This is a genomic window from Bacteroides sp. AF25-5LB (assembly GCF_003602965.1).
GTDB classification, from domain to species: Bacteria; Bacteroidota; Bacteroidia; order Bacteroidales; family Bacteroidaceae; genus Bacteroides; species Bacteroides uniformis.
Genome location: NZ_QTMC01000003.1, coordinates 13,705 through 35,123, shown reverse-complemented (window position 1 = coordinate 35,123; position 21,419 = coordinate 13,705). Strand labels below are relative to the sequence as shown.

Here is a 21,419-nt window from a genome sequence, read left to right as displayed (position 1 = left end):
GTAACACCGTTTTATAATTTATTGATTATCAGTACAGTTAGAATGCAGTGCATTCAATATACAACTGAACCCTATTCAGTATACGACTGAATGGCATTCACTATACGACTGAATTAGGTTCAGTATACAAGTGTTTCTTGAGCCCTTATGATTTGTAAATAATGCAGAATAGAATTAGACGAGTGCCTCTTTACAGTTTCAAAGTAACCAATACGGGAGCATGGTCGGAAAGATAGCCATTGTCCGGCTTATCGCCAACTGTGCGGTAACGCTCCACCTCTACAGAAGCATTTACGAATATAAAATCTATCAGCCTGCGCTTCTCCACCGGAATACGTCCGAAGTCATGAAAGCTCCATGTCGGTCCGTAAACGACCTTTGCCGTGGAACAAGCGTTCCTCATTCCACCTTCCGTCAATATAGTAACCGGCTCGGAGTCTACCGTTCCATTAAAGTCTCCAGTGATAACTACCGGAAGCTCTCCCGCTATTTGCTTTATCTTCTCGAGTATTAACTTAGCGCTTTCTCGACGTGCCACCTCACCTACATGGTCAAAGTGGGTGTTGAAAGCAGCTATTTTCCTGCCACTCACCTTGTCTTTCAACACAGCCCAAGTCACGATACGTTCGCATGCCGCATCCCAACCTTTCTTTCCGATGGAATCGGGAGTCTCGCTCAGTCCGAAATCTCCGTTCTTCAAAAGCTCAAAACGATCTGTCTTATAAAAAAGGGAGCAATATTCGCCTTTCTCTTTTCCATCTGCACGACCTACGCCAAGGGCAGTATATTGAGGAAGGCGCTCCTTCAGGTCATCGAGTTGATTCTTTACCACCTCCTGCATGCCCACAATGTCCGGAGCATAATAAGCAATCATCTGTGCTGCATTATCCTTACGGTATTTCCAGTTATTCATACTGTCCGCTACATGATCCAGACGGATATTAAACGACATCACCTCCACCTTAGCTTCCGGTTGCTTGCCGCACGAGGCGACAAGCAATACGAAAGCAACCAATACACTATTGAAAAGCACGTTTTTCATGGTTATAATCCTTTTTAATCTATATAAAATTCACCAAAATCAAATCCAGCCAAACCTAATCAGCCTTATTCAAATAAGGAGACGTAAAGCCTAATCTCTTCAATCCCTTCTGTACATCGGGATGACTCATGAAAAGCTTCCAAATCAAACCGGTGCGATAGTTCTCTATCATCACGATAATCGGTCCCTGGTCAATGGCAAGATACGAAGGCGCAAACCAATCCTCAGTCAGATTAAATGCATCCTTGAAACCATATTCACCCCAAAGACGGTCACCCAGTTCTTCATAGAAATAGCGCATGGCCTCCAAAGAATATTCCGGTGCATAAGGGATGGATGAAAGGGCCGCAGTAGGCGTAATCACGCCGCGATCATTTCCGGGACTATGGGCAGAATAGCCTTTATCACCGTCACTAGCTGTCAATCCCCAGCATTTCTCACCGTAACCCTTATATCCCTTCGGATTGTCAATACAATAGGCACGGTTAATCAAGGTATGAGCCTTCATTTGTTCCTCGTAATTGGCATAGCGGTCCTTCAAACCATGCGGATCAAGCCCCATATAGGAGTAATGAGTAAAGAACAAAGGACCGCCCTTGCCGTTATTGTCCCCGAGAGGAAGCCTGATGCCATAATACTCCCGACCGTTCAGAAAAGTATTCGCACTGGCCCAGCCTTTATGATAAACGCTCCCAGCAATCGGATAAGTAGGAGAAGACGCACCCAAGATATACACAATGTGGCACTCATTATGACCTTTAATCTGGTGATTCATCGCCCATCCGTTATTGGGTGACCAATGCCAGTACATCACATCCTGCCCCTGAGTGAAAAAATTCCACTCTGCTTGGCGCCACAGATTATTAATCATTCCCCTGATACGGTTTTCCGTCGGATTATCCTTTATAAAATACTGATGGGCAGCCAACAAGCCTTCGAACATGAAAGCGGATTCTACAATATCCGCTCCATCGTCTTTACGGCTGAAAGGAATGGTCTTACCGGTTTTACCGTTCATCCAATGTGCCCACATGCCGTGATAACTGTCGGTATTCTTGTCGCTCAAGAAACGAACAATCTTCAGTATACGTTCAGCACCTTGTTCACGGGTGATAAACCCACGTTCTATGCCGACAATGATAGCCATCACTCCGAATCCCGACCCACCAATGGTAGCTGTCTCGGCACCACCGTTACTCCGTTCATGCGCCAATCCGGATTCAGGATGGGCAAAATCCCAAAAATAACGGAAAGTTTGCTTCTGGACGAGGGTCATAAGTTCGTCGTCAGAAAGCTGCTTCTGCGTTTTCTGTCCCGAAATCAAATTAAAAGGATATAGCAAAAGTATCAAATATAGCAATATTCTCATCATAATCATTCTTTTAGTTTAAGCACGGACTCTGAAAGCCAAGCTTCTTCAGTCCTTGTTGGATTTCCGGTATAGACATAAATAAATTCCAAAGGAGACCTGTTCTATAATTCTCTATCATACAGATTATCGGCCCTTGGTCAATGGCTATGTACTGAGTATCGTACCAATCTGCCGTCAAATTAAAGGCATCTATAAAACCATAATCCTTCCAAAGTTTGTCTCCCATCTTATAATAGAAAAAATGCAGCGCTTCCATTGACTCCTCCGGAGTATAAGGAAATGCAGACAAAGCGGCTGTTGGAGCAATGACCCCTTTATCATTAGTAGGTGAATGAGCTGAATATCCCGTATCGCCGTCACTTGCCGTCAATCCCCAACAAGAAGCGCTATAACCCGTATATCCTTTAGGATTTTCCTTACAATAATTGTAATTAATCAATGTATGATTACGATTTTGCATCCAGTAATCGGCATATTGGTCTTCCAGTCCTTGCGGGTTAATGCCCAGAAAAGAATATTGAGATAAGAACAGCGGTCCCCCTTTATCCGAACCTAAAGGAAGAGTGATGCCATAATAAGATTTTCCATTCCTGATTCCTCCATTTTTAGCCCAGCCCGCTTCATATACAACTTTATTGATAGCATGTGTTGGAGACGAAGCAGCAAGTATATAAGTAATCAGACATTCATTCCATCCTCTTATTGCCAGGTTCTTCTCAAAACCGTAATCGGGACTCCAATGCCAATATAGTACATCTTCACCATTTTTCTGGAACCAAGTCCAGTCAATAGCTTCCCAAAGACGGGTTATGTCGGCACGCAACCTGCTTTCTACTTCCATATTTTCCTTGAAATAGGCTCGAGCGGCAAGCAAACCTTGAAATAACAAGGAGGTTTCAACCAAATCGGCACCGTTGTCTTTCTCACTGAAAGGTTTGGTTGCTCCCGTTGCGCCATTTATCCAATGTGCATAAGCACCATGATAAGCCGTACATTCCTTATCAAGAAAAGTAACTATCTTCTGCACCCGTTCAACAGCTTGCTGACGGGTAATAAAACCCCGTTCAGCAGCTACCAGCATGGCCATCACGCCAAAGCCAGTACCACCGGTAGTAACGACATCGCCCGAAGTAGTACGTTCGCGCGCCATTCCGGAATATTCATGCCCAAAGTCCCAGAAGTACTTGAAGGTCTGCTTCTGTACCAATGTCAACAAGTCCTCATCAGGAATACGCTCAAACTTATCAGTATCATCCATTCCTGTCTTAATCATACAAACCTTGCCATTGGAAAGCAGTACCCCGGAGGTGGACTTCACCCCCGGATTGACAATCAATTTATACGATGACAAGATTTTAAACCCCTCCTTAGGAGTCACCGATACTTTTTTCTCTTGCAGGAACTCATAATCGCAGCTTATAGGAAGCTCCTCATGTTTCAAAGCAATATTGTTACGGGCTGAAGCCTCATCTACAGCATCCGAGAACTCCAAAACAATGGCTACATTGGGAGCAACATTCTCAAATGTCTGTTGGTTTTGTTGGTCACCCACAATGATATTCTTCAACTCGAAAGGCTGATTCACCTCAGGTTGATTATCACCACCGCACGCAACCAACAAAAGACATACTATGAAATATAATACTTTCATCTTAGCATCAGATTAAAGTGTAGCTTCATTCTTTTCCAGAGTAAATACTCTGAATTTCGGTTGCCGTCAACACCTTGTCATATAAGCGGAACTGATCAAGCTGACCGGGAAAGTTCTTTGCCCAGGTTTGTGCTCCTGCACCCGAAGTAAGACTCGGAGTAGTGCTGAACTGAAATGCACCAACAGCCAAAGAAGCGCCTACATTATTAAACTTCAATTTCCCACAATCAGGCAATTCTTTGGTAAAGACCCCCTCACCATTACGATAAACAGTAATGGTAGAAGTATTGCCATCATACACAAAAGCCAGATGCACCCATTCGCTACCAAAAATATCATCTATTTTTGCCTCAACCCATCTTTCATCATTCTCTTTTGCTGTCTGATTGAAGATATGAACCTTGAAAAATGCCTGAGTCTCGCTATTATTATTCTCCAAGAAGATGTCGAAGTTGCCCCAGAATTTAATAGAGTTAGGGATAGAGAACAAACCTTGCGCAGAAGTATTCTTAGTGGTTCTCATCCAAAAAGCTACAGTCAAATCACCGATAGTGGGTATGTTATTTTCCAAAATAGAAGGAGTCTTGGCCAAAATGTAAGCATTTTCAGCACCTTGATAGGCCATGCCAGCGATTCCGTCTTCCACAAACTTGGCATTCCCGTTATCTGCTACCAAAAATCCCCATTCACCTTTATCCCGAATGTCCTCTTCATCAAAAGGAAGATACATCTTCAAAGGAGTAGTAGGTACTTCACCGGTACTCTCAGGGTAGTCGAAAGCAGGATGATCCATATCCTGAAAACAAGACTGCATACACAATGCAAACAGGCAAGAAGCCACAGATACTATATATTTTTTCATAAGTAGTTAGTACATTTATAGATTAATAATTGGGATTTTGAACCAATACACCATTCGACTTGTCAATTTCGTCTTGCGGGATGGGCAACAAAGCATGTCTGTCTTGATAACCGGTCTTGCCTGCAGCATGAAGTACCTCTTTAGCAATACCCCAACGAACCAAGTCGTAGAAACGGTCGAACTCCATACCTAACTCAACACGTCTTTCATGACGAATGGCCTCACGCAGTTCATTCTGATTGTTGGTCGTCACTTCCGGTAGGATTCCGATATTATTGCCACGAGCACGAGCGCGCACCATCTCCAAATAGTTACGGGCAGAAGATAAATCACCCAATTCACAAGCAGCTTCGGAAGCCATTAATACCACATCAGCATAACGTATCAAACGAATATTCACCCAATAACCTCCTTTTGTGAATTTCAAACGCATTGCCGGATCTGTATATACTTTTTTGTTAAAGTATTTAGCTATAACATCGGCATTCGAAACTGGTTTCTCGCCATAAGGCTTGTTAGCAGGTATGGACTCCGGATCGTCCTTGCCGTTGCGTATAAAATAAAGCAGGGTTTCGTCTTTTCTCGGATCACCTTCTTCAAAAGCATCTGCCAATTCTTGAGTAGCGGTGTGTTGCCCCCAACCGAGATTCCACTCGCCTGCGCCACGTACACCCTGAACGGAAGCAAACTGGCTTCCTATATCATTAGAACCTGGTTGTGATTCTGTTGCCGTACATTGCAATTCAAAAACAGATTCACTACAGTTTTCACCTTTTTCCCGGAATATGTCTTCATAAGGTGTTTTCAGATTATATAAACCGGAGTTAATCACTTCTTCAGCGGCAGCCTTCATATTCCCCCAGTCATTACGCATCATGTATGTGCGTGCATGAAGAGAACGAGCAGCTCCCCAAGTGAGACGACCTACATAAAGTTGCTCCCACGTTCTGGGCAGACTGTTTTCGGCTTCCGTAAGGTCAGAATCTATTAATTCATATATCTTTGCCACAGAAGACTTTGGAACATTTGCCTCAGCTGCATCATAAACTTTAAAGTCAATCAAAGGCACTTCACCAAAAGCGCGTACAAGGTTAAAATAACAGAAAGCACGTACAAACAAAGCTTCCCCCTTATTGACGAGGTCACCTTCTGTCAATGACGGGTTTTGGCTCATTTCATCAAGCAAATCATTTACCTTATGTATCAATGAATAGTTTTCATTCCAGTAGCTCTTAATCATCCCATTACTTGCCAAATATTCAAAGTCATCGAACATCTTGCCAGTGGCTGCTCCATCGGACAATGTGCTTCCTTTCTCTGCGTCCTCAGAACGCATACCGTGGATTGCCAATGCAGTATTGCCGCTTGTCAAATGAAAACCGCGCAACTTGGCATACATATTAAACACCTGCGTTTCATAAGTACCACCAGTCAAATCATCCTCTGTCTGCTGTCCAAGCGGTTTTCTATCAAACATATCCTCACACGAAGTTAGTGCAAAGCTTACTGCTAAAAATGCTATATAATAAAATATCTTCTTCATAGTCTGCCTTTATATAATTTTAGAAAGTCAAATTAAAACCAATCGTATAAACTGTAGGCATAGGATAGCCTCCACCATCAATACCAAACGAAATAGCACTTCCGCCCACTTCCGGCGTATATCCGCCGTTACGGCTCCAGGTCTTGGGATTCTGCACATTGGTATAAAGACGCAGTGACTGTACCTTGATACGATTCAACAGTCGTTTGTCAAAGTTATATCCCAATTCGATATTACGGATTCTGAAGAAACTGCCATCTTCGATGAAATACGTGGAAGCCTCCTGATTTATTTTGTGTGAAGGGTCGAGCAAGGGCTCCCAATTGGAAGTGCCCTCTCCATGCCAACGATTCAATTGCTCTGTGCGATAATTCAGTTGTGCATAGCTACTGCTTCCCCAATTACGGTAAATTTCATTTCCATAAACACCCATCATGTCAACAGTCAGGTCCAGATTCTTCCATCCCAAATTAACATTAAAACCGTAAGTAAAATCAGGAGTTGGATTACCTATCATTGTACGGTCATTATCAGTAATTTTGCCATTACCGTCAACATCAGCAAATTTCAAATCACCCGGTGTTACCGAACCAACCGAGTTAATCGGAGAGAAACGGATGTCGTCTTCGTTCTGATATACACCCTCAACCTTGTAACCATAGAAATAGCCAATCGGATAACCTTCGGAAACACGTGAGGGACCACTGATAATATTATAGTCTTTGTTTACCAGTGAAAGCACCTTGTTATCAATAGTGCTCAAATTAGCACCTAATCCATATCTCCAATCTTCCCCAATCTTGTCGTTCCAAGAAGCACTAAGTTCAAAACCGCGATTGCGAATCTCACCCACATTCTGTAATCCGGGAACAGTACCTGCAATACCCGGAATGGAAGTCAACATATCTTTTGTTGTTTTGTTATAATAAACCGGAGAAAGCTGCAAACGATCATTGAACATATGCATGTCAAAACCTACTTCCCATGAATAATTACGTTCCCATCCCAAAGTAGGTGAAATCAGTTTGTTGGGGCCTTTACCCGCAATGATATTGTCACCGAACACAGCTGAACCCGAACTAACAATGGTGGCGTATGCCGGATAACTGGAACCGGTATTCTGGCTGCCCAACACACCCCAAGAGCCTTTCAACTTCAAGAAGTTAATTACATTTTGGTTCTGCATAAACTTCTCTTCGGTCATTACCCAACCGGCACCGAAAGAGTAAAAGTTGTCCCAAGTATTACCTGTCTTATAGAAAACAGATGAACCGTCCCTACGGAAAGAAGCATTAAGTAAATAACGATTCTTGTAGTTATACAATGCTCTGAACAAATAAGACATGGTAAATCTGTCACTCTGAGAACCGCCATTAGTTGCCGTAGATACATCGTCGATGGTAGAGAGCCACCATCTGTCCGGGTCGTCGCCCACCAAAATGCCGTAGCCCGCAAGCTGGCTGCGTCCACCACTCAAACTGGAAGACTCATTGTAATTGGTGGTAAGACCGGCAGTCAATGTCAATCCATGATTACCAAACTGTCCGAGATAAGTCAACACATAGTCAGACTGTGCAGCAAGAGAGGTAGACTTGCTTTGGTTCACACTTTCTCTTTCAGTCAACCGTTCTTCCCCCTCCACATCGGGATTATAAACATAAATCAGCGGAGAATATGAACGTCCCTGGCTAGAAGCATAGTCCATAGAGAAAGTCGCTTTGAACGTAAGGTTCTTTAGAATATCTATCTCTCCGAACACATTACCTGCCACGCGATAGTTTTCAGACTTGTTGTGAGCACCGCGCAACTCTGTTTCAATAAGAGGATTCCACACTTGTGCACGCTGGAAGTCGGGCAGCGTATGTATCAGTCCCGATTCAAGGTCATGAGTAGGAGCAATAGGAGCAGCCTTCAAAGCACCATCCACACCCTTTGCATCAGGATACTTAGCACGAACTCCATTAAGTTGGAAACCAAAACGCAGGAAATCGGTTACACTATATTCACTGTTCAAGTTTACGGTAAACTTATTGAGCTTTTCCGTTTTAATGGAACCTTCTTCCATGACGTAACCCAAACCCAAATAAAACTTGCTCTTATCCGTTGCACCTGTAATGCTCACATTGTTATTGGTCAGAAAACCTGTCTGGAATATCTCATCCTGCCAATCTGTGTTACCAGTCCATTGAGTATAATCATAAGGGTCGCTTCCTTGAGATATCAACTGCTCGTTGTACAGCATCTTAAACTCTTCGGCATTCGTCACACCTACACGGTCATAAATAACCTTCCAACCCACTGAGGAGTTGATGTTGACCATCGTCTTCCCTATTTTTGCCCTTTTAGTGGTAATGATGATTACACCATTGGCACCACGCACACCGAAAATAGCCAAAGAAGAAGGGTCTTTCAAGATTTCCATAGATTCAATATCCGCAGTGTTCAGATAATTGATATTGTCCGTGAACAGTCCATCTACCACATAAAGGGGTTTGAAACCGTTAATGGAGTTCGTACCGCGAACACGGATTTCAGGGTCTTGTCCTGCACGGCCCGTATTCACTACCTGTACACCGGCAACCTTACCCTGTATGGATGCCAGTGGATTGGTAGAAGGCTTAGAGGCAATCTCATCCGCTTTCACAGTAACGATAGAACCGGTCAAGTCGCGTTTCTTGGCACTACCATAACCAACTACAACCACCTCATCAATGAGCTGGCTGTCCTCTTCCATCTTCACATTGATAGTTGAACGCCCATTTACGGCAATCTCCTGCTCACGCATACCTATATAACTAAAAATCAAGGTAGCATTAGATGCCACATCAACAATCTGATATTTACCATTTATATCAGTAATACTACCTTTACTCTCCTGCCCTTTTACACGAACAGAAGCGCCGATAACAGTTTCGCCTGTCTTGTCCGTAACGACACCCGAAATCGTAATTTTGTTCTGTGCCATCGAAGTAATGGCAAACAATAACATCACACATGTAATTAGTAGATTTTTCTTCATTTTGTATTGATTTAAAATTCTTTTGCAAACATACCGGAGAAGTTGATATATGTCAAAAAACAAGCTACCACAAGAGTACCACAGTTCACCGGAGGGGTACATCATTGCTACTACTGCATAACATAAACAACAGATTATAAGGAATATAAAAGTATAATAAATATTTAGGTACTATTCATATAATAGAGCAAGAAGATAGAAAAGCAAAGGGGGCTTTTATCCTATTCTGAAGTTTTTTATCCCATATTCAAGAACGTCATACCTTTCACTGCCTCAAAGCCGACCATAAGATTTCCATAACCGATTGCCATTATACGATAGATTATATATCAAGTAAAAACTGCAAAACGTTTGCAGTGAAGATGTAGACAATATGCAGCAACAATGCCATCTCAACGCAGTGGCTTGAATGCTGCATATTGCCGTCTTGAGAATCAGTTAGAGTAACTTGAACGCTGCTTTCTTTACGTCCTGGCTATTTCTGCCAATCATCACCTCAAAATCACCGGACTCGCATACAAAATCAAGATTGTAGTTGTAGAACTTCAGCAATTCGGGAGTAATCTTGAAAGATACTTTTTTAGATTCGCCGGCTTTCAGAAAAATCTTCTCAAAGCCTTTCAACTCTTTCACCGGACGGGTTACACTTCCCACAAGGTCACGAATATAAAGTTGAACCACTTCCGCACCGTCTCTCTTGCCGGTATTGGTCACAGTCACGGTAGCAGTCAGTTCGCCCTTATCCGTCATGCTAGTCTTGTCCAAAGCCACGTCGCTATAAGAGAATGTGGTATAGCTCAAGCCGAAACCAAAAGGATAAAGCGGTTCATTGTCTATGTCTATATAGTTGCTGCGGAATTTCTGGAACCATGCACCGTCGGCAAGAGGGCGTCCCGTGTTCTTGTGGTTGTAGAACAAAGGAATCTGTCCCACGTTCTTCGGGAAAGTCGTAGTCAGCTTCCCACTCGGATTCACATCACCAAACAGTACATCACCGATGGCAAAACCTGCCTCACTGCCTGCAAACCATACATTCAGAATGGCCGGCACGTTTGCCTGCTCCCAGTTCAGTACCAGCGGACGACCGGTAAACAGCACCAGTACCACTGGTTTTCCTGTTTTCAATAATTCTTGTAACAGCATGCGTTGGGTGTCGGTCATTTCAAGATTCGTGCGGCAACTGCTCTCTCCACTCATTTCCGAAGACTCACCGAGCGCAGCCACAATAACATCCGATTTGGCAGCCACAGCAAGAGCCTCGTCCAGCAACTCCTTGTCCGAACGATTGTCACGGTGTAAAGAACGTCCGAACATAGTGGCACGTTTCTCATATTCGGCATCACTCATCAAATTACAGCCTTTCGCAGTCAATATTTCGGCTTTATCGCCTGCTACCGCCTTCAAACCTTCAGCCAAAGAAGTTGCATTCTTCAATACAGCAGCCACACTCCAAGTACCCGGCATATTACTGCGGCTGTCTGCCAACGGACCTACCACAGCAATAGTGCCTTTTTTGGCCAGCGGAAGCACATTACCCTCGTTCTTCAGCAACACCAAACTCTCCGAAGCAATCTTACGCGCAACGGCACGATGCTCTTTGGTAAAGATTTGCTTCTTGGCACGCTTCACATCACAGTATTTATAAGGATTATCGAACAAGCCCAACTTGTACTTAGCTTCCAGAATACGGCGACAAGCCGCATTAATTACTTCTTCTGTCACTTTTCCTTCTGTCAATGACTTCTTGAGCGTACCTACAAATGCATCGCTCACCATATCCATATCCACACCTGCATTCAGTGCCAACGCGGCAACAGTCTGCGTATCGCCCATGCCATGGTCGGTCATTTCTGTAATTCCGGTATAATCTGTCACTACAAAACCGCCAAACCCCCACTGCTTACGCAATACATCCGTCATCAACCACTTGTTTCCAGTAGCGGGAATGCCATCGACCTCATTGAAAGAGGCCATCGCACTTCCCACACCGGCATCAACCGCCGCTTGATAGGGTAACATGTATTCATTGAACATGCGCTGATGACTCATATCTACTGTATTATAGTCACGTCCTGCCTCACCGGCACCATACAAGGCAAAATGCTTTACACAAGCCATAATCTCATCATTACGGCTCATATCTTTTCCCTGATAACCACGTACCATGGCCTGCGCAATGGCTGCTCCCAGAAACGGGTCTTCACCGTTGCCCTCGGACACACGCCCCCAACGGGCATCACGGCAAATATCCACCATCGGACTGAATGTCCAGCAAATACCGTCGGCACTGGACTCAATGGCTGCAATACGTGCCGATTCTTCAATCGCCTTCATATCCCATGTACACGACAATCCCAAAGGGATGGGAAACACCGTTTCATATCCATGAATAACATCCATACCAAATAAGAGAGGAATACCCAAACGACTTTCTTCAACCGCCTGCTTCTGTACATCGCGGATACGTTCCACGCCTTTCAGATTGAAAAGCCCGCCCACTTCACCGGCACGAATACGTTTGGCCACATTACTACTTTTAGCCTGACCGGTCGTAATCTCACCGGTAACCGGCAGATTCAACTGACCTATTTTCTCTTCCAGGGTCATCTTCTTCATTAAATCGTCGATGAAACGATTCATATCGACCGGAGATTTCTGCGCATACGCACTAACGGCAGTAAACACCAACAAGACTAAAAATGATTGTAACTTGAAAAGTAAATACTTCATGTCTTTCATGCTTTTAATTTATAGAAATATTATTTTGCTGCAAATAAAAGAAAAGCATACGACAACCTCCACATCCCGCACTACAACAAAAGTACACCCATCACTAAAAAACAAAAGAGGGAGTACAATATTAATACTTCCCCCATTAATATTCCACTGTAAAACAGTTATTTAAAATTTATAAGGAAATCAGTCAGACTTTCTTCCGGAAGCAGATTGAATTTCTTGCGCAACCGGTATCTTGCAGCATCAACCCCACGTGTAGAAATGTTGAGCAACTTCGCTATCTCCTTTGTCGGCATATTCAAGCGGAGCAATGCACAAAAGCGTAAATCTCCTGAAGTCAAATCAGTATATTGAAGTTTCAGGTTTCGGAAGAAATTTTCATGTATACGGTCAAAATTAGCTTGAAACATTATCCAGTTCTCTTCATCAGACACTATATTATTGTTGACCAAAACAAGAAGTTTATCCAAATTCTTACGACTATGCTGTCCGGACAACTTTTGCTTCTGTATCTCCTCTTTCAATGAAGTCAAAAACTCCTGATGAGCGATATTCATCATTACCACGCTGGACAATTCTTTACTTTTAAAACGCAAATCGGCCTCAAGCTGCTCCTTTTCCAACTCAATAATCTTCTTCTCTTGCCGTTCAAGCTCTGCCTGATGGACTACACGCTGCTGCTCAATCACACGGTCCTTCTTTTTCTTCACAAAGCGATAAACAATATATTGCAGCAAGGCCAGCAGGCACAACCCTATCAGAATGTAGCTTCCCACAGCCCAATAAGACAAATACCACGGAGACAAAATCTCAAAGGGAAACTCCACCGATGCCAAAACTCTACCAGTATCATATATCTCCGCCCGAAAAACATAACTTCCATAAGGAAGACGGGCATACTTTTTCTGCAAATTGCGTCCATCAGGTATCCACTGATCAGAATACCCTTCCAACCGGTATCTTACTTTATAAGTATAATCGTTATAAACCGGATAGCACAATGTAAAACTCACTGTATTAAACTCATGTTCGACCTTGACTCCCGACTGCACGACCAATGTCTTCCGTTTATCACTGAATTCCTCAGTAACCTGCATCTCTGAAATCCATAAAGAACGCCTGGTCTGAGATTTATATAACGAGGAACTATCTGTTTCAATACGGGCAATGGCATTATTCAAGCAAAGATAGGAATGATTATTTCTCTTGTCATAAACCACGCTTCCTCGTTCTTCCACAGCCAGACCGTCAAACAAAGAATATGGAATCCGAAGTTCGATATTGAAAGTATTTATCGCACACTTCACCAAAAACACAGTCCTGTCGCCCACAAACCAATAGTAATCTCCGTTCGCATGACTCACAGTCTTGATTCCTTTCAATTCCATCAATTGCTCATTCATTGTTTCATAAGGAACAATCGAATCAGTCATATCTTCGTAAGTATAGAAATATTCCCCATTAGAAAAAACTACCCGACCATTGATTTTGAACAAAGTAAAACTCCCACCTTTCACTTCTCCCAAGCTCTCATACTTCCGCACATCCTTTACCTGCTTCATATCCGAATCAATCCGAAAGCGATACAAACCATTCCTTAAATGTTTCGCCCAAATATTCCCTTGATGGTCCACTTCTATATGACGAATCATGTGGCTGAACCCACGTAAGGACCGAGTAAAGCAATACTCTCCCGAAGCAGTCTCCGTATATAAATTCAGAAGCGCATAAGCTCCCTCCAACAAAAAAGATTGTTCCTTCAATTCAATCTTTTCCATACACATCCCTCCTTTTACATCAGATACCAGCTTTGATTTCAGTCCTGATATAAAGAAAGTCCCCTTGTTGTGCCCGCAGAAAATCTGTTTTCCCCATTCATCGACGAACCACGCTTGTTCTTCCAAACCCGGAACTAATTCAGTCTTTCCATCCTTAAGCCAATAAAGTCCTTGATTAGAAGCAATATAAGCTTCATTTTCCCTTACCAAGACATCATATACCATGCCTATTTTACGAAATGGAGGTTCATAATAATAGATTAAAGAATTGTTGTGTATATAGGCAATACCTTCATCCAAAGCTGTCCATATATTGTTGTCATCATCACAATACAATCTCAAAACAGTATTGTTCTGTAGTTTATTATCCGTATTGACCTTCCAAATCAGCTTTCCCTTTTTATCCAACGCATATATGCCATCAGATATTGTGCCAACAACGTAGCAACTGTCTTTGGTCATCACCGCACGATTAATGGTATGCTTCCTGAATATATCATCACATTCAGTTTCCCATTTTTCTACCCTCCCATCTCGATACAGGAAACCTCCCTGATTACGGGTAAACATTAAAACCGCATCATCATAAGGGAGCCCGGCCAGGACATCACTATCTCCAAATGCTTTTCTGGGAATAAGTTCTTTCATTTCCCTACCGGCAAAGACATAAAGTCCGCCGTTTATTCTTTGAGAATAAAAAGTATTTCCAACCTGGAACAAATTCAGTGGAAGGTTCTTCATTCGAATACCTTCTACCGAATTTCCATTATAAAAAAAGAGAGAACCGAATGATTGAAATACAATTTCTCCTTGAACGCAAGCAATATCCCAGATTTCGTCATTATGAAACACAAAATCTTTCACCTTATTTTTCAATGAATGATATTGAAGAGTGTCATAAGGAGTACGGACAAAATAACCGAATTCTTCGTAAGAGCCTACATAAATTCTTCCATCTTCACTGATATATATAGCACGCACAATTCCTTTTGTCGGTAATTCATACAGCCGCCAAGCACTTCCATCAAATTCCAACAGCCCACTGTTATTACCGAAATACATCACTCCTCTTTCGTCCTGAGCAATGGCCCAATTCTGAATACCAGCATTATAATCCGACACTGAATAGCTCCTCACTATAGGAGAAAAAGGTATGGGTGAAGCTTGCAGCAAACTACTGAAAACCAAAAACAAGAGAAACGTTATTGCAATTCTCATGAGTACTGTTTATAGGTATTTACCAGCAAAGATAAAGCTTTTTGCGTTTTCGTAAAAACAAAATCGCAGATTATCCTCTTTTATAGAAAGATAACCCACGACAACTGACAACTCACTTTATAAGATTTCAGCAGCTTTCTGTTTTCCCAAAGGAATAGAAACACCCAAATAAGCATTGACATTCTTCGTATTCTTGCCAAAGAACATATAGTCTGTTCCCGCAAAGAAAGGCCCCAGTTTCAGTGCCAGACCGAAGGTTTTACCGGCTCCTTGAAGTACGGAATAGCTGGCAGCTACATTGAAAGCATTCGTCGGACGGATGCAGGCAGAGAAAGTCAGCTCATTCAAAGTTTTCGGCTTGGCAAAACGACCGGTATACAAGGCACCCACTACCAGCCAATCATTCAGCAAGGCATATTCAGCGCCAAGAACCATTGTAGAAGTCAATCCACGGGTACGGCTCTTCTCAGAAGCTTCCTCTGTCTTGAGCTGCAACATGTCATAGTTAAGAATCTCGCCGCTGTTCACAATATTTATGAACTCCTGCTGCGAGGCCGGGTCAAGAAGATCATAAGTCTGCTCTGCATTGGCTCGCGCTATACTGGTATTCGATTTAGACCATTTGATAAAGCCCAAATCAAGAACTGAAGCAGAAAGTGTCAATTTATCCAGTAACTTGTAAGATATTCCCAAATCAATAGCCCCACCATATCCGGCAAAACCGAAACTGCCAAAATCGATTTCATCGATATAATCACCATTCTCGTTCTCGGGAAGTTCTAACAGCTTTGACGAGTTCTCCAAAGTTGCGTCCACTTGAATGGAAGCTTTACTCGTCACTCCTGAAGAGCCCACAGAAGGAGTTTCCACATGAATCTGGTTAATGTTCAGCTTTAAGTTACCGATACCCAGCAGCATCTTCACCTTACCGCCTACAACCAGTCGGTCTGTTATATTCCTTGCAAAGCCAACGCCGACTTCTGCATAGGAATTTATCTCAAGCTTCTGTCCATTAATGGTTTCGTTAATGCCCAAATAGTCAGAAATATTGTCACCAAACTCCAGGCTACTCATGTTATTCATAAACTGGAACATGGTTTTCGGTATGGCAGCACCGATATCATTACGCAACCCCACATTGACTGACCAGAAGTTCTTTCCTTTATACCACCCGGCAGACAGAATGTCGGTACTCAAATTCACATTCAAGTTATTGATAGCATCCAGTCGGTTCATAAAGTCATTGCTCATGAAATAGTCGCTATCATCACTGTTCTCAATAATGTCCATAATATCCCTATACCCCAGGGAACTGGAGTTGACGGTAGCATTCAACGAACCTATCGCGGGAATATTCAGATAACCGCGTCCCGGCATCAAGGCCGGATTGAGCTGCATACGCTGGCTACTTCCTTCCATAAAGTAGAAAGTGCGCAGAAACTGGGCTTGTCCGGAAAGAGAGAAGCAAAGCAACAATACCACAGACAGCCATACTTTCAGAGAATTCAATCGTTTCATAACCTTGTCAATATTTTCATTATCACCTGCAAAAATATAAAACAAGTTAATACCCTACAAACAACTTAACCGAATAGCCGTGTATAAAAGGCTTATACAGAGACTATCCGGTATAAATTAAGGAGCAAATAAAAGAATCCTCTTAAGAATGCCCTTATACTATTTCATCATAAACATTCTCATTTGCTCTCGTAGCGGTACTCAGAAAAACCGGGGCTGCCTCCTTTCTTTATTGCAGAGACATTGACGTCACTGTCGGAGCACTCAACATTTCCTTGTATTTTGCCGGAGCAGTCAGTATCTTTACAGCCTCTTTCAAGTCATCATCATCTTTCAACTGCTGGATAATGCTTCCACGCTGGAAATAATAACGCTTGATGATTTCTACCGCAATCATGCTCTTGATGTCCTTGGAGAAATGGTCAAGGTCACGGTCCAGATTATGCGACAATTTTTTCTCCAGCGCTTCAAACTCTTTCGAAGCATCAGTCAGATAGCCCTCAAATTCGGCCATCTCCTTCAGGTTCTTCAGCATCTTCTCTGTCTGTTGGTCGTATTTGAAGTCCGCCTTCTTCACCATCGCCTTGAAGTCCGCATAATCGGCATCTGTAATTTCAAACTTCTCTGCTGAAGGGATGGTAGGATGTTTCAGGCAATAGTCCGTTGCATAATTGAAAATAAGATTGTCATTGACAAGATAGAACAGAATGTTGGGCAGCTTCTCCTGCTTCACCGCAATGTCCGGAGTCACGCCTCCGCCATCACGCACTTCACGTCCGGCAGCCGTATGGAACACGGTAGTAAGGCTGTCCGGAATACGTCCCACACTGCCGTCCTCATTCCGGTGCTTGTAGTCGATAGCCTGCACACAACGGCCGCTGGGAATATAATATTTAGAAGTCGTCAGCTTCATGGTACCACCGTATGGCAACGGACGGGTGGTCTGCACCAATCCCTTACCGAAAGTACGGTTACCGATAATGACCGCACGGTCAAGGTCCTGCAAAGAACCCGCAAGGATTTCTGACGAGGAAGCCGTTCCGCCATTGACCAGAACAGCCAAAGGAATTTCCAAATCCAACGGTTCACGCAACGTCTTGTAGGTATTGCTGGCTTGCTTAATCTTGCCCTTTGTCGTCACAAGTGTTTTTCCGCGAGGCAGAAAGAAATTGGCTATCTCTATGGACTCATCCAGCAAGCCGCCTCCATTATTACGCAGATCAATCACCAACGAAGTCATCCCCCGCTTCTTCAAGTCCAGAAAAGCCTGCTTGAACTCCTTGGAAGGATTTCCCGAGAAGGTGCTGAGATTGATATAACCTATATTATTATCCAGCACCGTATAATAAGGTATGAACGGCAATTGGATGGAACGGCGCACAATGTCGAAATCCAACGGTTTCTCTGTACCGGGACGTTGCACTTTCAGCTTGAAGCTGGTACCCACTTGTCCGCGAAGCATCTCGCTGACTTCCTGGTTGTTCTTTCCGGCAAGGTCTTTTCCGTCAATTTCCATCAAAATATCTCCGGCTTTCAGGCCTACATCGGCAGCAGGCATATTCTCGTATGGCTCAGATATCATGGAACGTTTCAGTTTCGGATTCCAAGTAATCACAGAACCTATACCACCATAGGAATTCTTCAGCATCTGCTCCAGTTCGCTTTGGTCATCTTCCGGATAATACTCCGTGTAGGGATCCAGCGAGTAGAGCATGGCATCAATGCCTTCACGGATAGTCTTGTTCGGATCAATCGTATCCACGTAGAACATATCCAACTCTTTCACAATGGAATTGAATATATCCAGATTCTTTGCTATTTGGAAACTGCGGCTATCACCACTCTTAAACCCCCAAAAACAAACGGCTCCCGCTACAATCAGCAAGGTAACCATCCAGCGTATCTTTAAAATTCTTCTCATAATATGTCTATGTGATAATATGCTAATTAATTAATAAAATTTCTTCCTTGATTTTTTCCCATTGTGCTGCCTGAAGCTCCGTACCCACCACTTGTATCACATCTTTAGAGAGAAGGGAGCCTATCTTGCCACATTTCTCCAGCGAATAGCCACACGTCAGTCCATACAAGAAACCTGCTGCAAAATAGTCGCCCGCTCCTGTAGTGTCCACCACTTTCTCTACCGGAGCCGCTTGTACCTGCACCATCTCTGTACCTTTACGAATCAGAGAACCACGGGCACCCACCTTTACAATGGCTATGCTACACATTTTGGCAATGATGTCCAATGCTTCCTCCGGTTCCTTACCAGTAAAGGCCTTTGCCTCTTCTTCATTGGCAAAAACAATATCCACATATTTGTTGACCAACAGAGAGAAAAATTCAAGGTCTCCTTCTACTATATTGTAGCTCGCCATGTCCAAACATACTTGTAAACCGGCCTCTTTAGCCAGCTCAATGGCACGGAGAATCATATCATGGTCTTGCACCAGATACCCCTCTATAAACAAATAAGCATATCCTTTGAACATATCCAGCGAAAGATCTTCCGCTTTCAATGTAGAAGCCGCCCCCAAATAAGTGCCGAAAGTACGCTCTCCATCAGGAGAAATGAACGTAGAGGCTACACCGGACGGAAGGGTAGTGGAAAGCAATAAATCCGCCTCTGTCCCATGTTCCAGCAGACTATCCCGAAAAAAGTTACCGTAAAAATCATTGTTTACTTTTCCGATAAATCCCGTACCTGCACCAAGGCATGCCATTGCCCGAATCGCATTTCCGGCAGAACCTCCGTTAGCCAGATGTGTCTTTATCCGGCTGAAATATTCACTAATTTTCAAGAACTTATCTTCATCAATCAGAGTCATACTTCCTTTCGGGAGCTGCATCTCCGTCAAAATATTATCATCCTCAATGATTGCCAGTGCATCAACCAAAGCATTGCCCAACCCAATTATTTTATCCATCTTCGATATTTTTTTTGCAAAGATATTGCATATTTCAAAATATCCTATTACTTTTGCAGCGCATTTGAGAAAAAACAACATTCTTCCTTAGCTCAGTCGGTTAGAGCATCTGACTGTTAATCAGAGGGTCCTTGGTTCAAGTCCAAGAGGAAGAGCGAAAAAACTTGAATGCATATTCTTCCTTAGCTCAGTCGGTTAGAGCATCTGACTGTTAATCAGAGGGTCCTTGGTTCAAGTCCAAGAGGAAGAGCGAAAAGGTTCGTCAATCAAGCGAACCTTTTTTGTTTTCCCACATTATCCCACACAAAAGACAAACACTTCTATTTCATTTTCAAAGATTTAACATACATTTGCCAAATGTAAAGTAAGGAATTTCATAAAAATACCTGTCTTTATTTATTAGAAAGACATATCTTAATCCAAGCACCAAACTACAATGAAAACTCTTTTATTCTTTTTAGTCATAGGATTCAACCTATGTACCGCAGGTAAAGCACAAACCTCTCTTGTTTCTGCGCGGGAAAAATTCCGCCACCATGAAATATCCGTCAGTTACGGCTTCCTCCCCATTACCGATGCTAATAGTATAGCCGAAGAGTTTATTGCTCCGACAGCAAGTTTTGGAATCTATACACGCGAGAAGACCAGCTATTACGGCGCTCTGAACATCAGTTATATTTATAGATTCAACCGCAAAATCAGCCTGGGCGTAACCGGAGGAATAACCGGTAATAGAGGAACGGCCAGTAGCCTTTATGAAGTTTTGGATGAAAACACCAAAGACAACCGAAGGTATCTGTATGTTCTTCCCACCTTCCGGTGGCACTGGTTTACCCGCCCCAAATTCTCTCTGTATACCTCAGCAGGGCTCGGTGCCTATTTCCTCCGGAACAGTTTTGGAGGAGAAGTCTTTCACAAGACAAAATTCTCTTATCAATTCAGTTTCCTAGGCATCGAATACGGAAGCCGGTTTGCCTTCTTCACAGAATTCGGAGTAGGATATACCGGAACAATCGTAGCAGGCGGCCGTTATCGTTTCTGACTTATGAGGCCGCCACCGCCAGTGTCAATACACTGATGCGCACGCCCTCCACTTCCTTGAGCGCATCGGCACAAGCCGTAGTGGTGGCACCGGTAGTCAATACGTCATCTATAATCAGTACATGCTTCCCTGCAAAAGCATCAGCACGACGCAGACAGAAGATACCGTCCACATTCTCCCACCGTTCATAAGAGGATTTACGGGTCTGCGTTTCCGTATGCTTCATACGGGCAACGGAAGCAGTATCTACGGGAATACCGGTGACAGCGGAAATGCCGCGAGCTATACATTCGCTCTGATTGTACCCGCGCATTTTCTGCTTACGCGGATGCAGAGGAACGGGGACAATGACATCCACATCACCGAAGAAACCGGCAGTCGACAACTCCGCCGCCATAAACCGCCCCATCACTTCGCCAAGGTCTTTCCTCCCTCCATATTTCAACTGATGGAGAATGCGGCGGAAATCACTCCCTTTATGGTAAAAGAAACAAGATGTGGCATATTCCAGAGGTATCTTCCCCCAAAACATACGTTCCACCGGATTGTCCTTACGAAGATGATAGTTTGTCCGGGGCATATCCATATTGCACTTCATGCAGATGCCCTCTTCACCCTCTTGCAAGATAGCACCACACACGGCACACTGACGCGGAAAGAAGAGATGGACAAAAGAAAAGAACCAGGTTTTAACTATGTTTTTCATCGTAT

The 21,419-nt window shown here is 43.4% G+C and carries 13 protein-coding genes and 2 tRNA genes; 3 read left to right on the top strand and 12 right to left on the bottom strand.

Annotated features, from left to right (window positions below; genetic code table 11):
* Positions 1–190: 190 nt before the first annotated feature.
* From DWY57_RS04310 to DWY57_RS04260, 11 genes are all read right to left on the bottom strand, one after another.
* A complete protein-coding gene (locus DWY57_RS04310; RefSeq protein WP_117600177.1) occupies positions 191–1,042 on the bottom strand; it encodes an endonuclease/exonuclease/phosphatase family protein in 852 nt (283 codons plus the stop codon).
* 55 nt (positions 1,043–1,097) lie between these two features.
* Positions 1,098–2,414 (bottom strand): glucoamylase family protein, encoded by a 1,317-nt coding sequence (locus DWY57_RS04305; protein WP_117600282.1) that lies wholly within the window; start codon positions 2,412–2,414, stop codon positions 1,098–1,100.
* A gap of 10 nt (positions 2,415–2,424) precedes the next feature.
* Positions 2,425–4,065 (bottom strand): glucoamylase family protein, encoded by a 1,641-nt coding sequence (locus tag DWY57_RS04300; protein WP_117600176.1) that lies wholly within the window; start codon positions 4,063–4,065, stop codon positions 2,425–2,427.
* 25 nt (positions 4,066–4,090) lie between these two features.
* The gene (locus DWY57_RS04295) at positions 4,091–4,927 is read right to left on the bottom strand and encodes a LamG domain-containing protein (protein WP_117600175.1); all 837 of its coding nucleotides are present in this window, start codon (positions 4,925–4,927) and stop codon (positions 4,091–4,093) included.
* A 22-nt stretch (positions 4,928–4,949) separates the two neighbouring features.
* Complete coding sequence (locus DWY57_RS04290) at positions 4,950–6,470, bottom strand: RagB/SusD family nutrient uptake outer membrane protein (RefSeq protein WP_117600174.1); 1,521 nt, start codon at positions 6,468–6,470, stop codon at positions 4,950–4,952.
* 19 nt (positions 6,471–6,489) lie between these two features.
* On the bottom strand, positions 6,490–9,489 hold the full coding sequence (locus tag DWY57_RS04285; protein ID WP_165853587.1) for a TonB-dependent receptor: 3,000 nt from the start codon (positions 9,487–9,489) through the stop codon (positions 6,490–6,492).
* 438 nt (positions 9,490–9,927) lie between these two features.
* A complete protein-coding gene (bglX, locus tag DWY57_RS04280) occupies positions 9,928–12,219 on the bottom strand; it encodes a beta-glucosidase BglX (RefSeq protein ID WP_119961447.1) in 2,292 nt (763 codons plus the stop codon).
* 167 nt (positions 12,220–12,386) lie between these two features.
* Positions 12,387–15,221, bottom strand: a complete 2,835-nt coding sequence (locus DWY57_RS04275; RefSeq protein ID WP_119961378.1) for a hypothetical protein — start codon at positions 15,219–15,221, stop codon at positions 12,387–12,389.
* 117 nt (positions 15,222–15,338) lie between these two features.
* Positions 15,339–16,739 (bottom strand): DUF5723 family protein, encoded by a 1,401-nt coding sequence (locus DWY57_RS04270; RefSeq protein WP_207805149.1) that lies wholly within the window; start codon positions 16,737–16,739, stop codon positions 15,339–15,341.
* Positions 16,740–16,968: 229 nt separating this feature from the next.
* The gene (locus tag DWY57_RS04265; protein WP_119961376.1) at positions 16,969–18,660 is read right to left on the bottom strand and encodes a S41 family peptidase; all 1,692 of its coding nucleotides are present in this window, start codon (positions 18,658–18,660) and stop codon (positions 16,969–16,971) included.
* A gap of 22 nt (positions 18,661–18,682) precedes the next feature.
* The gene (locus DWY57_RS04260) at positions 18,683–19,666 is read right to left on the bottom strand and encodes an adenosine kinase (protein WP_119961375.1); all 984 of its coding nucleotides are present in this window, start codon (positions 19,664–19,666) and stop codon (positions 18,683–18,685) included.
* An 81-nt stretch (positions 19,667–19,747) separates the two neighbouring features.
* On the opposite strand from DWY57_RS04260, the gene DWY57_RS04255 reads away from it, so the two are divergent.
* The 3 genes from DWY57_RS04255 to DWY57_RS04245 all read left to right on the top strand — a co-directional run bounded on the left by DWY57_RS04255 (position 19,748) and on the right by DWY57_RS04245 (position 20,708).
* Positions 19,748–19,821, top strand: a tRNA-Asn gene (locus DWY57_RS04255).
* 21 nt (positions 19,822–19,842) lie between these two features.
* A tRNA-Asn gene (locus DWY57_RS04250) sits at positions 19,843–19,916 on the top strand.
* Between the two features lie 186 nt (positions 19,917–20,102).
* The gene (locus DWY57_RS04245; protein WP_119961374.1) at positions 20,103–20,708 is read left to right on the top strand and encodes an outer membrane beta-barrel protein; all 606 of its coding nucleotides are present in this window, start codon (positions 20,103–20,105) and stop codon (positions 20,706–20,708) included.
* Position 20,709: 1 nt separating this feature from the next.
* On the opposite strand, the gene DWY57_RS04240 is transcribed toward DWY57_RS04245, so the two are convergent.
* Positions 20,710–21,414 (bottom strand): phosphoribosyltransferase family protein, encoded by a 705-nt coding sequence (locus tag DWY57_RS04240; protein WP_119961373.1) that lies wholly within the window; start codon positions 21,412–21,414, stop codon positions 20,710–20,712.
* Between the last annotated feature and the right edge of the window lie 5 nt (positions 21,415–21,419).